A 641-nucleotide genomic window follows, 5' to 3' on the forward strand; every position below is an offset into this window, starting at 1 on the left:
GCCATGGTCCGCGACTTCCAGGCCGTGATCGGCAAGGAAACCCGCGAGCAGATGATGGAAAAGGAAGGTCGACTGCCCGACTCGCTGGTGGCCTGTATCGGTGGCGGCTCCAATGCCATGGGCCTGTTCCATCCGTTCCTGGATGACGCCAGCGTGAAGATCATCGGCGTCGAGGCGGCCGGCCACGGTATCGAGACCGGCCAGCACGCGGCGAGCCTGAACGGCGGCGTACCCGGCGTACTGCACGGCAACCGCACCTTCCTCCTGCAGAACGAGGATGGCCAGATCATCGACGCCCACTCGATCTCCGCCGGCCTGGACTACCCCGGCATCGGCCCGGAACACGCCTGGCTGCACGACATCGGCCGCGTCGAGTACACCTCGATCACCGACAAGGAAGCGCTCAAGGCTTTCCATACCTGCTGCCGCCTGGAAGGCATCATCCCGGCGCTGGAGTCCTCCCACGCGCTGGCTGAAGTATTCAAGCGCGCGCCTGGTCTGCCGAAGGATCACCTGATGGTGGTCAACCTCTCCGGCCGCGGCGACAAGGACATGCAGACCGTCATGCACCACTACGACGAACAGGAAGAACATATATGAGCCGCCTGCAGACGCGCTTCGACGAGCTGAAACAACAGAAC

The 641-nt window shown here is 63.7% G+C and carries 1 protein-coding gene; it reads left to right on the plus strand.

Annotated elements, in window-relative coordinates; genetic code table 11:
* A partial coding sequence (locus tag ACU8YC_RS25495) for a pyridoxal-phosphate dependent enzyme (RefSeq protein ID WP_446896032.1) occupies nucleotides 1-600 on the plus strand: 600 nt, incomplete at its 5' end.
* Between the last annotated feature and the right edge of the window lie 41 nt (nucleotides 601-641).

The sequence above is a fragment of the Citrobacter sp. VF227 genome, from assembly GCF_052950715.1.